The organism is Vreelandella olivaria (assembly GCF_023507745.1).
GTDB classification, from domain to species: domain Bacteria; phylum Pseudomonadota; class Gammaproteobacteria; order Pseudomonadales; family Halomonadaceae; genus Vreelandella; species Vreelandella olivaria_A.
Map to the genome: position 1 here is coordinate 14,300 of NZ_JALPZO010000172.1, position 13,984 is coordinate 28,283.

The 13,984-nt window shown below is 54.9% G+C and carries 14 protein-coding genes; 7 read left to right on the top strand and 7 right to left on the bottom strand.

The genetic code is table 11. The features are described 5' to 3' along the window. Window positions 1-22 precede the first annotated feature (22 nt). The 6 genes from cyoE to HP566_RS20135 all read right to left on the bottom strand — a co-directional run bounded on the left by cyoE (window position 23) and on the right by HP566_RS20135 (window position 5,996). Window positions 23-949, bottom strand: a complete 927-nt coding sequence (cyoE, locus tag HP566_RS20110) for a heme o synthase (RefSeq protein WP_249979076.1) — start codon at window positions 947-949, stop codon at window positions 23-25. Continuing rightward, on the bottom strand, window positions 907-1,236 hold the full coding sequence (cyoD, locus tag HP566_RS20115; RefSeq protein ID WP_249979077.1) for a cytochrome o ubiquinol oxidase subunit IV: 330 nt from the start codon (window positions 1,234-1,236) through the stop codon (window positions 907-909). The genes cyoE and cyoD overlap by 43 nt, the downstream gene beginning before the upstream one ends. A gap of 1 nt (window position 1,237) precedes the next feature. After that, entirely contained in the window at window positions 1,238-1,849 is a 612-nt protein-coding gene (cyoC, locus tag HP566_RS20120) for a cytochrome o ubiquinol oxidase subunit III (protein ID WP_249979078.1), read from the bottom strand. Beyond that, window positions 1,849-3,825 (bottom strand): cytochrome o ubiquinol oxidase subunit I, encoded by a 1,977-nt coding sequence (gene cyoB / locus HP566_RS20125; RefSeq protein WP_249979079.1) that lies wholly within the window; start codon window positions 3,823-3,825, stop codon window positions 1,849-1,851. Before cyoB ends, cyoC begins: the two co-directional genes overlap by 1 nt. Before the next feature lie 2 nt (window positions 3,826-3,827). Further along, window positions 3,828-4,886 (bottom strand): ubiquinol oxidase subunit II, encoded by a 1,059-nt coding sequence (gene cyoA, locus HP566_RS20130; protein WP_249979080.1) that lies wholly within the window; start codon window positions 4,884-4,886, stop codon window positions 3,828-3,830. 342 nt (window positions 4,887-5,228) lie between these two features. Next, a complete protein-coding gene (locus HP566_RS20135; RefSeq protein ID WP_249979081.1) occupies window positions 5,229-5,996 on the bottom strand; it encodes a DeoR/GlpR family DNA-binding transcription regulator in 768 nt (255 codons plus the stop codon). Window positions 5,997-6,279: 283 nt separating this feature from the next. Between HP566_RS20135 and HP566_RS20140 the strand changes: the two genes are divergently transcribed. From HP566_RS20140 to cdd, 7 genes are all read left to right on the top strand, one after another. Next, window positions 6,280-7,110, top strand: coding sequence for an outer membrane protein OmpK (locus tag HP566_RS20140; RefSeq protein WP_249979082.1), 831 nt, complete (start codon window positions 6,280-6,282; stop codon window positions 7,108-7,110). A gap of 33 nt (window positions 7,111-7,143) precedes the next feature. Next, window positions 7,144-8,427, top strand: a complete 1,284-nt coding sequence (locus HP566_RS20145) for a NupC/NupG family nucleoside CNT transporter (protein WP_249979083.1) — start codon at window positions 7,144-7,146, stop codon at window positions 8,425-8,427. Window positions 8,428-8,509: 82 nt separating this feature from the next. Continuing rightward, window positions 8,510-9,331, top strand: a complete 822-nt coding sequence (deoC, locus tag HP566_RS20150) for a deoxyribose-phosphate aldolase (RefSeq protein WP_249979084.1) — start codon at window positions 8,510-8,512, stop codon at window positions 9,329-9,331. Further along, on the top strand, window positions 9,331-10,683 hold the full coding sequence (deoA, locus tag HP566_RS20155) for a thymidine phosphorylase (protein ID WP_249979085.1): 1,353 nt from the start codon (window positions 9,331-9,333) through the stop codon (window positions 10,681-10,683). The genes deoC and deoA overlap by 1 nt, the downstream gene beginning before the upstream one ends. After that, window positions 10,683-11,927, top strand: coding sequence for a phosphopentomutase (locus tag HP566_RS20160; protein WP_249979086.1), 1,245 nt, complete (start codon window positions 10,683-10,685; stop codon window positions 11,925-11,927). Before deoA ends, HP566_RS20160 begins: the two co-directional genes overlap by 1 nt. Window positions 11,928-11,970: 43 nt before the next feature. After that, window positions 11,971-12,696: a purine-nucleoside phosphorylase gene (gene deoD, locus HP566_RS20165; protein ID WP_249979087.1), complete on the top strand. Its 726-nt coding sequence runs from the start codon at window positions 11,971-11,973 to the stop codon at window positions 12,694-12,696. A gap of 37 nt (window positions 12,697-12,733) precedes the next feature. Then, window positions 12,734-13,141: a cytidine deaminase gene (gene cdd / locus HP566_RS20170; RefSeq protein ID WP_249979088.1), complete on the top strand. Its 408-nt coding sequence runs from the start codon at window positions 12,734-12,736 to the stop codon at window positions 13,139-13,141. A 131-nt stretch (window positions 13,142-13,272) separates the two neighbouring features. On the opposite strand, the gene HP566_RS20175 is transcribed toward cdd, so the two are convergent. After that, window positions 13,273-13,962 (bottom strand): CBS domain-containing protein, encoded by a 690-nt coding sequence (locus HP566_RS20175; RefSeq protein WP_249979089.1) that lies wholly within the window; start codon window positions 13,960-13,962, stop codon window positions 13,273-13,275. Window positions 13,963-13,984: the final 22 nt, after the last annotated feature.

A 13,984-nucleotide genomic window follows, 5' to 3' on the forward strand; every position in this document is an offset into this window, starting at 1 on the left:
TTCAGTAAAGCAGGTTAATACATCACACCCACATCGGCACCATCGCTTCCAGCACCATAACCAGACTCATCGCCGTGATGGTTAGAATCGATACGCCAAACACCTTTTTTGCCCAGCGTACATCGTCATCCAGGCGAAAGCCACACAGCGCCAGATACAGCCAATAGCCGCCCATCGCCAAGGCCACACATAAATAGCCTGTGCCTGCCTGGCTAGCCAGTACCAGCGCCAGCGAAGCGGGGATAAACGCCACAATATAGCCCAGAATATGGTGCTTGGCGCGCTTGATGCCGTGCACTACTGGCAGCACGGGAATCGAAGCACGCCGATAATCCGCATAGCGGAAAATCGCGATGGCATAGGAGTGAGGCATTTGCCACAGGCAGAAAATCACCAACAGCATGAAAGCACCGCTATCGAACTGCCCAGTGACCGCACAGTAGCCAACCACTGGCGGCATTGCGCCAGAAAGGCTGCCTACCAAGGTGCCATATTCAGAGCGACGCTTCATATAGAGGCTATAGACCCCCACATACACACCCCAGCCCACCACAGCCAATGCCACGGTCAGTCCATTGGTACCCAGTGCCAGGCACACCACGCCCACCACACCAAGCAGCGCTGAAACGCCCAACGCCTGAGTGATAGAGATACGCCCCTTCGCCAAGGGACGATGGCGCGTACGCGCCATCAGCGCATCAATATCACGGTCAATCACATTGTTACATGCACAGCCTGAGGCGATAACCAGCGCGATTCCCACCATTACCGCCATAAAGGTGACCCAGTCGAACGTCCCTTGGGCGGCTAAAAAGTAGCCGCCAAGGGTCGCAATCAGGTTGCCACCAATGATACCTGGCTTGGTTAACGCCAGCAGGTCACGCCAACGGCTGGGCGTCATTTTTATTAGCCGATCATCATGTTGAGATGCAGATGCTGCATGATCCACAGCGAGCCTCCTATCACCAGGACGAGTATCGTCAGTGTGAAGACGAAGGACATCAAGTTCCAACCTTCGTCGGCTTTGGCATTCATATGCATAAACATGACCAGCTGAACCAGAATCTGGAGCACGGCTGTTGCAGCGATGACTACCACCGTAGCAGCGGTGCTCAGCGCACCGCTCATTACTACCGCAAACGGAATAACCGTCAGCACTAAAGATAGCAGAAGTCCGGTCACATAGGATTTAACACTGCCATGGGAAGTTGTTGAATTAGACGAAGAATAGCTCATCTCACAGCACTCCCATCAGGTAGACAAACGAGAACACACAGATCCACACGATATCCAGAAAGTGCCAGAACAGGCTTAAGCACACTATTCTGGGCCGTGTCATGGGGGTTAAGCCTTTGGTGGTCAGTTGGATAAGCATGACCAGAATCCACACCAGTCCGACCGTCACGTGCACGCCGTGGGTACCCACCAGAGTGAAGAATGACGACAAAAACGCGCTTTGGTCAGGACCATTCCCTTGATGAATCAGGTGCTGGAACTCGTACACCTCCATGCCGACAAACGCGGCACCGAGTAAAAACGTAACAGCCAGCCACGCTTTCACCTGACCTATACGCTCAGCATTCATGGCTAACACGCCCATGCCAAAGGTAAAACTACTCAACAGCAGCAGAAAGGTTTCGACCAGCACAAAGGGCAGTTCAAAAATATCGGCAGCCGTTGGACCTGCCGCCGTGCCTTTCATCAGCACGGCGTAAGTGGCGAACAGTGCCCCGAAGATCACCAGATCGCTCATCAGGTAGACCCAGAAGCCGAAGACTTTCGTGCCTGAGGCGTCGTGGTGTTCATGAGGCTCAGCCACTGCGCCGTGGTGTAGGGTATCAGTCGCCATTACGCTTGCGCCTCCAGACGTTGTTGGTGCTCACGCTCAATGCGCTCAACTTCAGCAGCCGGAACGTAGTAATCGATATCATCGTTAAAGACACGGGCCAGGAAGCTTGCCACCACACCAAGGGCACCGACTGCGGCGAGCCACCAGATATGCCAGACCAGTGCAAAACCAAGCACCAGGGCAAACACACTGATAATCGGCCCGGCAACGGTGTTACGGGGCATATGAATATCGGTGTAGGGGGCATCTTCAAGCTGCTCTTTGCTGCGCTGCTTTTGCGACCAGAAACTATCGATATCACCGACTTCAGGCAGGCGGGCAAAGTTATAGAACGGCGCAGGAGATGATGTGGACCACTCCAGCGTACGGCCATGCCATGGATCACCTGTAATGTCTGCATTTTGCTTACGGTCACGGATGCTGACCCAGAACTGAATAATGGTGCAGGCAATCCCCATCATGATGATGACAGCCCCCACCCAGGCGAGAATCATCCAGGGCTGCCATTCAGGATTGGCGTAAGACTGCATGCGGCGCACCGCACCAAAGAAGCTCAGTACATAAAGCGGCATAAAGGCGACGTAGAAACCGATAAACCAGCACCAGAACGAGCGCTTGCCCCATTTTTCGCTTAGCGTGAAACCAAACGCTTTGGGGAACCAGTAGGTCAGCCCCGCCATCATGCCAAACACCACACCACCAATAATCACGTTGTGGAAGTGGGCAATAACAAACAGGCTGTTATGCAGCACAAAGTTAGCCGCAGGCACTGCGAGCATTACGCCGGTCATTCCGCCGAGGGTAAACGTAATGATAAAGCCCAGCGTCCACAGTACTGGCGAGGTAAGTTCCAGGCTGCCGCGAAAAATAGTGAATAGCCAGTTGAAGACCTTCACCCCGGTGGGAATGGCGATGATCATCGTCATGATACCGAAGAAGGCATTGACGTTAGCCCCGGCCCCCATGGTGAAGAAGTGGTGCAGCCAGACAATAAACGATAGCAGCGTAATCGCGACGGTTGCCCATACCATGGTGTTGTAGCCAAACAGACGTTTTCGGGCAAAGGTGGCAATCACTTCCGAGAACACCCCAAAGGCCGGGAGGATCAGGATATAAACCTCCGGGTGGCCCCAGGCCCAAATGAGGTTGACGTACATCATCATGTTGCCGCCAAAATCATTGGTAAAGAAGTGCATGCCGAAGTAGCGGTCAAGGGTCAACAACGCAACCGTTGCGGTCAAAATCGGGAAAGAGGCAATAATCAGCACATTGGCGCACAACGAGGTCCAGGTGAATATCGGCATGCGGAACATGGTCATGCCTTTGGTGCGCATTTTTAGAATCGTGACGAAGAAATTAATCCCCGTCAGTGTCGTTCCCACCCCGGATATTTGCAGCGCCCATATCCAATAATCCACTCCCACGCCAGGACTAAACTCTATCCCTGAAAGCGGCGCATAAGCGAGCCAGCCGGTTTTGGCGAACTCCCCCACCACCAGAGAAATATTGACCAAAACAGCGGAGACAGCGAACAACCAGAAACTAAGGTTGTTCAGGAAGGGAAAAGCAACATCGCGGGCGCCGATTTGCAGGGGCACCACCAGGTTCATCAGGCCTATCACCATCGGCATGGCGACAAAGAAGATCATGATCACACCGTGGGCGGTAAAGATCTGATCGTAATGCTCAGGGGGTAAGTACCCCGCCGCCCCACCGGCCGCCATGGCAAGTTGGGTACGCATCATAATGGCATCGGCAAAGCCACGCAGCAGCATCACCAGAGCAACAACAAAATACATAATGCCGAGCTTTTTGTGGTCAACAGAGGTAAACCACTCGTGCCACAGCCAGCCCCATTTACGGTAGTACGTCAATGCTCCCAATAACGCAATACCGCCAATAGCCATAAAGGCAGCAACGACCATAATGATCGGTTCATGATAAGGAATTGCGTCTAACGTTAATTTTCCAAACATGCTTAACCCCCCGCCTCAACGCTTGTGGGATAGCCGCTCATCGCGCGATCCTCACTGGCATGCTGATTGGTAACGTGGCCGATTGCGGCCTGATGATGAGCACTGCTTGCGCTTTCCAGCTCGTTAACTTCGCTATGGCTCTCATGGAGAGCATCCCCCGGCGCTTCGCGGTGGCCGCCATGCTCGCCGTGTCCAACATCACCACTAGCGCCATGCCCACCGAAGCTCAACAGAATGGATTCATAAAGCTCAGGCGATACCGCGGAGAAATATTCCACCGGATGGTATTCGCTTGGTTTGGCCAGCTCGCTATAGCCTTCGGGGTAAGTCAGAATTTCGCTCGACGCACGCACGCCTGCCACCCACTCATCGAACTCAGCAGGCGTCGTGACATGGGCCTCGAATGTCATCCCAGAGAAGCCAGCACCGCTATAATTGGTGGAACGGCCTGGATAGGTACCTACCTTGTCCGCCACTAAATGCACGTCGTTATCCATCCCCGCCATGGCGTAAATCTGGCTACCCAGGTGAGGAATAAAGAATGCGTTCATGACAGAACCCGAGCTAACCCGGAAGCGCACCGGCGTATCCACCGGAAAGGCCAGTTCATTAACGCTGGCAATCCCCTGTTCGGGATAGATAAACAACCACTTCCAATCCAGCGCTACCGCCTGGATTTCCATGGTGGCAGTGTTACTTTCGAGAGGTTTGTGAGGGTCCAGGCTATGGGACGTTTGCCAGGTAAGAAACGCCAACACAGCAATAATCAAACACGGCACGGTCCATACAGCCGCTTCAATCCAGTTGGAGTGCGCCCAGTCAGGCAGGTATTTTGCAACGCTATTACTGCGCCGATAACGCCAGCCAAACAGTATCGTCATCGCAATGACGGGGATAACGACAATAAGCATCAACCCAAACGAGGTGAGGATTAGCGAGCGTTGCTCAATGCCAACCTGCCCCTTGGGATCCAACAATGCTGAACTGCAGCCCGTTAACAACAGGCACAGCAAGACGAGCACAAGAGTGCCTCGTCTGCGCCAGAGGGTATGTTGTCGCATGGTGTGATCTCGTCAGAGAGTTGTCCTTAAATAGCAAACTAAATAGCCTGCTAACTATAACCCCATACCTTTCCCAAAACATTTGCCCTGATTTAATGGATACCGAGTTAAACCTTCGCTTCCAGGAAAACCATGTTGCTCCGGGAAAAATATGCGCTACCGCACGGGGTTGGTAGCGATGCTTAGCCAATACGCGCGGCGCGCATATAAACCAAGACTAAAGTATTTTCTATTGATCCAGGTCAAGGAAAAAGAGACGCATTGACGCACCCCACACCCCTGGGGGTAGGTAACTAGGGTCTATTGACATTTCACACGGCCTCCATGAAACGTCAACAGGCCCTAGGCAAGACTAATATCTGGCAGTGGTGTGGAACCGCTCACCAAAAGCGCGGGGGCCTGTTCATCGTCTGTCACAACAACATCAAAATCAGCCAAGGTGGCAAAGTAGGCAGGGCGTACTACGCCAAATTTGCTGGCGTCGACCACCAAAAACCGTTGCATTGCGGTGGCGATCGCAGCTTGCTTGGGCGCTACTTCATGGAAATGAAAGCAACTGACGCCCCTCTCATAATCGACACCTGCGGCAGATATCAGCGCCTTGTTAATACCCAGGCGTTCAATAGCAGCCTCCATATTGTCGCTGCCAAACGATTGTGAGGAGGCATAAAACAAGCCTCCCAGCAGCACCAGGCGTACATTGGGTAGCCCGGCCACCGAGTTAGCCACATTCAGTGCGTAGGTGACTACCGTTAATTCACGGAAATGGCTTAACTGACTGAGCAACGGGATAAGCGTTGAGCCACAGTCAATAAAAAGTGTATCTCCCTCTTCAATAAAACCCGCCGCCCGCTGGCACAGACGATGTTTTACATGGTAATGACTGGCCTGCTGTTCAGTAAGATCGTAGACCGGCGTCACCCCTGGATAATTCGCCATTACCAGCCGCCCGCCCAGCAAGCTAATCGCAGACGGTTGTGTGGTTAAATCCCTGCGGATCGTCATCTCTGACACGCCGCACAGCTCGGCGGCATCACGTAAGTGCAGAGTGCCACCGCTGGCGAGCGCTTCCTGCAGCATTGCCAGGCGTCGAGCACTACGGTCATTCATGGTAGGCGTCTCCTTCTGATTTGTTATCAGCTTTTATAAGCGATTCAAGGCTTATGCTGAGCCAGCGGCTTACTTATTTCCACTGCAATACATCACTGTTACAACATAGCAGAGCGTGATGAAAGGCTTATCACATTAATACAACGTTGATGTGGCACTGCTTGCAAATCAACGTTAAAAAAATAACACTTAATGTTATAATTTTAACATTATCGCCAGCCCACACGACCCATAACGCCGGACGCCACTCCATTGGCGCCGTGATAAACCTGTTGAGGCTTTCATGACTGCTCATAACGTTACCCGTTCTTTATCTTTCGTCACGCTTGGCGCTGGCGTTTTATTGGCGAGCGCTGCGGCACCTGCCATGGCAAATGATTCACCTTCAACCCCACTTTGGTCTTTCGCTAACGTATCCTTGAACTACCTGGACTGGTCCAGCGGCACAGAAGCGCGCACCGCTGATAACGCGGCAAAAAGCGACTTCATGTTCGTTGAAATTGAAGGCGGCGTCGGTTACAGCTGGGGTGAATTCTACGGCTTCTTTGATTTCGAGAACCCCACTAACGACCAGTTTGATGAAGCCAGCAATGGCAGAGATAATTTCCGTACAGCGGGTAAAATCACCTCGCATATTTATTTAGGTGACAGCCCACTCTCTCTCTATGCCCACGTGTACGACTTCCGTGACTATGGCTTTAATGGTCGCGAGCAGGATCAGATTTTGGGTTTGGGCTATCGTACCACCTTCGCAAACGGCCTGTGGTTTAAGCCCTTTATTGGTGCGGCACGCGTTCAGAGCGACGGCTATACCGGCATGAATGGTTATATGGCAGGCTGGGTGGCAGGCTACGACTTCTCTGCTTTTGATCAGAATTTCAGCGTCACCAACTGGCATGAACAGACGTTCGGCCGCGATAGCGAATACCTGTCCCAAAACTATGTGAACGGCACGGCGGGTAGCGTTGGCACCAATGGTGCCCTGAGCCTGTGGTGGCACCCGGTAGACCTGATTACCACAGGCATTCAGTACCGCTATTCTGAGAATAAGCTGGGCACACCGGATGCCTATCAAAATGCGATGATTTACTCAGTCAAGCTAAACTTGCTGTAATCGCTCCATTTCACCCGCTCCGAAGGTATTCACATGACCCTCATCATGAGCTTGATAGGCATGGTCACCCTGGTCGCTATTGCCCTGATCTTCTCTTACGACCGTAAAGCGATACGCTTACGCACGGTGCTGGGCGCTTTTGCCATTCAGGCAGGTATCGGTGCTTTTGTACTTTACGTGCCCTTTGGCCAGGCGGTGCTGCAGGCCATCTCTGCTGGTGTCAGCCAGGTACTGGTGTATGCCAATGACGGTATTGGCTTTTTGTTTGGTGGCCTGGCCGATGTGGATAACGTAGGGTTCGTTTTTGCCATTAAAGTATTGCCGGTCATCATCTTCTTCTCATCGCTGATCGCCGTACTGTACTACCTCGGCATTATGCAGTGGGTTATTCGCATTCTGGGTGGGGCGCTGCAAAAGGCACTTGGCACTTCACGCACTGAGTCACTCTCTGCAACAGCGAATATCTTCGTCGGCCAAACCGAAGCACCGTTAGTGGTTCGCCCGTTTATTGCCCGTATGACACCATCTCAACTGTTCGCGGTGATGTGTGGCGGTCTTGCGTCGGTGGCGGGCTCGGTACTGGCAGGTTATGCCGCCCTGGGCATCCCCATGGAATACCTGGTGGCCGCGTCGTTCATGGCAGCCCCGGGTGGCCTGTTGTTTGCCAAGCTGATTATGCCGGAAACCCAGGATTCAGAAGATAGCGACAGCGTTTCCAAGGTGGATGAAGAACTTAAAGAACAGGATGACAAACCTGCCAACGTACTGGATGCAGCGGCATCAGGCGCCACCTCCGGCCTGATGCTGGCAGCCAATGTAGGTGCCATGCTGCTGGCATTTATCGCCTTGATTGCACTGGTGAACGGAATTTTAGGCAGCGTTGGTGGCTGGTTTGGCTTTGAAGCACTCAGCCTGGAGCTGATTCTTGGTTGGTTGTTTGCGCCGCTTGCCTTCCTGCTGGGTGTACCATGGGAGGAAGCAACGCTGGCGGGTTCGTTCATTGGCCAAAAACTGGTGGTTAATGAGTTTGTGGCGTATATCAATCTGGCCCCCTACATTGCCGGGGAACAGGTGGTAGCTGCCACAGGTCAATTAATGACACCCCACACAATGGCTGTTCTCTCGTTTGCTCTGTGTGGCTTTGCCAACCTGTCATCCATTGCGATTCTGCTCGGCGGTTTGGGTAGCATTGCACCCACTCGCCGCAAAGAGATTGCCCGCTTTGGTGTGAAAGCCGTATTGGCTGGTACGCTCTCTAACCTGATGTCAGCGTCGATTGCTGGCTTCTTTATCGCACTGGGTAACATTACAACTTAACGCAGCGGACACCTCACCTGGTAACGGGCGCTGCTATTCTATGCAGTGCCCGTTTTGTCTTTTATTGATTTGCGAGAACTTCATGACCGCGACTGCCTCTCCCCAGCACACTCAAGCCCATATTATCCAAGCCGCCCGTCAGGCCTTAACGCTAATGGACTTGACCAGCCTGAATGAAAGCGACACCGATAGCGTGATTGAAGCGCTGTGCCAACAGGTGAAAACACCTTTCGGCAACCCAGCAGCAGTATGCGTTTACCCGCAATTTATTGTCACCGCTACACGAGCCTTAACCGCCCACAAACTAAACGGGCAGGTCAAAATTGCCACCGTGACTAACTTCCCCCATGGCGGCAACGACATTATGGAGGCTGCCCGTGAAACCCGTGAAGCCGTGGCTTCCGGTGCGGATGAAGTCGATGTGGTCTTCCCCTACCGTGCGCTGATGGCGGGCGATGAAGCCACTGGCCTGGAACTGGTTGAAATGTGCAAAGCCGCCTGCGGCGGGCAGGCGCTGTTAAAGGTCATTATTGAATCCGGCGAACTCAAAGAGCCTGCGCTTATCCAGCGCGCCAGCGAACTGGCCATTGAAGGCGGCGCCGACTTTATTAAAACCTCTACCGGTAAAGTACCGGTTAATGCCACGCTGGAAGCCACCAGGATCATGCTCAAAGCCATCAAGGCAAGCGGTAAAAAAGACGTTGGCTTTAAAGCCGCAGGTGGCGTACGCACCGCAGAAGAGGCCGCCGAGTACCTGGCACTTGCTGCTGATATTATGGGTTCCCAATGGGTCACCCCCAGGCACTTCCGGTTTGGCGCTTCCAGCCTGCTCGGCAGCTTATTAAATACCTTGAGCGGCATCCCGCAAGCCGCCCAGTCTTCAACCACTGAGGGAGGCTACTAATGTCAACCAATGCTTCTCACCATGCGCTGCTTCCGCAAGAACTCATCCGTTTAAAGCGCGACGGCCAGCCATTGCCCGCCGAAGAGATTAAAGCCTTCGTACAAGGCATTGCCGACGACCGCATCAGCGACGCCCAAATTGGTGCTTTCACCATGGCGGTGTTCTTGAACGGAATGAGCCGTGAAGAGGTCGTTGCGCTGACGACCGCAACCCGTGACTCCGGCCATGTGATGCGGTGGGATGCACTGAACCTGCACGGCCCGATTGTGGATAAGCACTCCACTGGTGGCGTAGGCGACCTGGTGTCTCTGGTGCTTGGCCCGTGGGTGGCCGCTTGCGGCGCCTTCGTACCGATGATTTCTGGCCGTGGCCTGGGCCACACCGGCGGTACGCTGGACAAGCTGGAGTCGATCCCCGGTTACGCCCCCTACCCCGCCCCTGAGCGCTTTAGCGAGGTAGTAAAGAGCACCGGTGTGGCGATTATCGGCCAAACCGGCAACCTGGCACCGGCAGATAAGCGTATCTACGGCGTACGTGATGTCACCGCTACCGTGGAATCTATCCCGCTGATCACTGCGTCTATTCTGGGCAAAAAACTCGCCTCCGGCCTGGACGCCCTGGTGATGGACGTAAAAGTCGGCAGCGGTGCCTTTATGCCCACCCCGGAAAAATCCCGCGAGTTGGCCAAAAGCATCGCCAACGTGGCGACTCAAGCGGGCACGCCGACCACCGCCCTGCTCACCGACATGAGCCAGCCGCTGGCCCCCTGCGCCGGTAACGCGGTGGAAATCGTTGAAACCCTGACCCTGCTGCGCGGCGAGCGTTCCAACAGCCGTGTTATGCAGGTCACCCGCGAACTGGCCGTTGAAATGCTGATTGCCGGCAAGCTGGCGGCTAACCGTGAAGACGCACTCGCCCAGTTGGAAAAAGCACTTACCTCCGGAGCGGCAGCGGAAGTGTTTGCCCGTATGGTCCGTGAACTGGGCGGCCCCGCCGACTTTATGGAACGTTCCAACAACTATCTTGCCACCGCCCCGGTGATTCAAGCGGTTTACCCTGAACAGAGCGGTATCGTTCAGCGCTTTGATACCCGCGCCGTGGGCATGAGCGTCGTTGAACTGGGTGGTGGCCGCCTACGCAACGATGCCAGCATTGACCACAGCGTAGGCTTTAGCGATATCGTTGCGATTGGCGACCACGTGGATAGCCAACGCCCCCTGGCCATCGTTCACGCCCGCAGTGAAGAGGCCGCCGCCCGTGCCGCTGCCCAGTTGCGCGCCGCCATCACCCTGGGTGCAGAAACGGCTGATGCTGACACGCTGCTGCAAGAAACCTTTCGAGGAGAAGCCTGATGCGCCGCGCAATCGTTTTGGTACTCGATTCCTTTGGCATCGGTAGTGCGCCGGATGCCGATACCTTTGGCGACCAGGGTGCCGACACTCTGGGCCATATCGCCGCTGCATGCGTCCGTGGCGATGCCGATACCGCTAAACGTTCTGGCCCCTTAACACTGCCTAACATGGCCGCCCTGGGACTGTTCCACGCCCACCGTGACGCTACCGGCAGCGTGGCGGAAGGCGTTAGCCTGCCCGCGCAGTTATCGGGTGCTTACGCCCATGCCAAAGAGGTCTCCAGCGGCAAGGACACCCCTTCCGGCCACTGGGAAATCGCCGGCGTACCGGTTCGTTTTGACTGGGGTTACTTTAACGATAAAACCGACAGCTTCCCTACGGAGCTGCTGGAAAAGATTATTCAGGAAGCGAAACTTCCAGGCGTTATCGGCAACTGCCACGCCTCCGGTACCGAGATCATTGCCCACCTGGGTGAAGAGCATGTGCAGAGCGGCAAGCCGATTGTGTACACCTCGGCGGATTCCGTGTTCCAGATCGCCGCCCACGAGGAGCACTTTGGTCTGGAACGCCTCTATGCACTGTGCGAAACCGTGCGCGGGCTACTGGAACCCTACAATATTGGCCGCGTGATCGCCCGCCCGTTTATCGGCAATGACAGTGCCAGCTTTGCCCGTACCGGCAACCGCCGCGACTACAGCATTGAGCCACCCAGCCCTACCGTGCTGCAAAAATTGGCCGATGCCGGTGGTGAAGTGGTGTCGATTGGTAAGATTGCCGATATCTATGCCCACTGCGGTATTACCCACAAGGTCAAAGCCAGCGGCCATGATGCGCTAATGGAAGCCACCCTGGCTGAAATAGCACGCACCGCCAGGGAAACCAGCGACCGCCCGACCATGATCATGACCAACTTCGTTGATTTTGATTCGGTCTACGGCCACCGCCGGGATGTACCGGGCTATGCCGCAGCGTTGGAGCACTTCGATGCCCGCCTGCCGGAGCTGCTTGACGCACTGAATGACGACGACCTGCTACTGCTCACCGCCGACCATGGTTGCGACCCAAGCTGGGAAGGGACCGAGCACACCCGCGAGTATGTGCCGATCATGGTACGCGGAGCAGGCTTCACCCCCGGCCCGCTGGGCGGGCGGGGCACCTTTGCCGACATAGGCCAAACGCTGGCGGATTTCTTCGCCGTGGACGCCATGGAAGATGGCAAGAGCTTTTTACCTAAAGTGGCTTAAACACCGATCACTATTAAGTAAGACCCGAATATAGGAGCAATTGATGGCTACCCCGCATATTAACGCCGAGATGGGCGATTTCGCTGATACCGTTCTGATGCCCGGCGACCCGCTGCGCGCCAAGTACATCGCTGACACCTACCTGGAAAACGTTCGTCAGGTAAACGATGTGCGCAGCATGTTCGGCTACACCGGCAGCTATCAAGGCCGGGAAATCTCGGTCATGGGCCATGGTATGGGCATACCGTCTGTCTCTATCTATGCCAAAGAACTGATTACCGACTTCGGCGTAAAATCGATTATTCGCGTCGGCTCCTGCGGCGCAGTACGCGACGATGTCAACGTCCGCGATGTGGTGATTGGCATGGGTGCCTGCACCGACTCCAAAGTGAACCGCATGCGCTTCAACGACCACGACTTTGCAGCGATTGCCGACTTCGAACTCACCAGCCACGCTGTCGCTGCTGCCAAGGCACAAAACGTGCCGGTAAAAGTAGGCAATATCTTCTCTGCGGACCTGTTCTACAACCCGCAAACCGACATGGCCGAGTTAATGAAGCGTTACGGCATCGTCGGCGTGGAAATGGAAGCGGCTGGCCTCTACGGTGTGGCAGCGGAATTTGGCGCCCGCGCGCTGACTATCTGCACTGTCTCGGACCATATCCTGAAGGGTGACTCACTCTCCAGCGCCGACCGTCAAACCACCTTCAACGATATGATGGTGATTGCACTCAACACCGTGCTGCGTGATGACGCAGCCAAGGCTTAACCGCCAAGCACTCAGAGCCAACAGAGAGGATAATGCCATGAGCCAAGCGGATCAGGCACTGGTTGACACGCTGTTAACCACCCTGGGCAACGCCTACGCGCCTTACTCTAATCACCCTGTGGCGGCAGTAATGGAGTGCCCGGACGGCCAGCAGTATGCTGGCTGCAATGTGGAAGTGGCGCACTATAAGGGTCTATGCGCGGAAGCCTCGGCGATTTCCACCATGGTGACTGCCGGGCAGCGAGAGCTTGCCAAGGTGTACGTAATGGGGCCCGGCGAGCACCTGTGCACGCCCTGCGGTGACTGCCGCCAGCGCATTCGAGAATTCGCCACGCCGGAGACGCAAATCCTGGTGCTTTCCCACCAGGGCGAGGTGCTGAAAACCTACACCATGGCAACATTGCTGCCCGACGCCTTTGGGCCAGAAAACCTACCTCCACGCTAACGCTATTTAGCGCGCTTCCAGTCACACAAGGACCCAGGTCGCGATATACGCCTGGGCAGGTTCTTACTGGGTACAAAAAGCCCGCCATATATCATAGCGGGCTAAAGGCAATAACACTGGCGGTTTCAGCGTTATAGATAACCTACCCCACGGGGTATCATGCCAAGATGATTCTCAACCCTGGTAACCCCAGGCACGTTCTCGGCTGCGACTGTTACCGCCTGCTTTTGTTCAAGTGAATCCACCAGCCCCCACACTTCCACAACGCCACCATCGACAATCACACTGATGCTTTCAGTATGCACACCGGCATGCTGCTCCACCTCTTTTAGGATGGCATCCCGCACCTTCCGGTCGTCCATTGGCGATTGCGTCGGTGCAACCTCGGCATTGGCAATGCCTTGTAACAGGTTAGCTCGGCTGACAATACCCACCAGCTTCCCCTCCCGCACGACAGGTACACGCTTGATATGGTGCTTTTCCAATAACCGCGCAATGCTATGCAGCGGCGTATTTTCATCCACCGTCAGTGGGTCGGGGGTCATGACTTCACGGGCTTTACGACCATGAGACTTTACATAGTCGCCAGCATTATTACCGCTGGTAAATAGTGATAACCACCATGACCGTTCATGGTCATTGTCATCTTTTACCCGACGCATCAGGTCGCCTTCGCTGACGATGCCCAACACTTTTGACTCGTCATCTACCACAGGTACCGCGCTAATCCGGTGATTCAGTAGCAGCTGGGCAATTTCACGAACTTCAGTGTCGGGCCCCACACTCACCACTTTTGGGGTCATAATATCGATAGCTTGCATGGTACATCCCCTCGCAACTGGG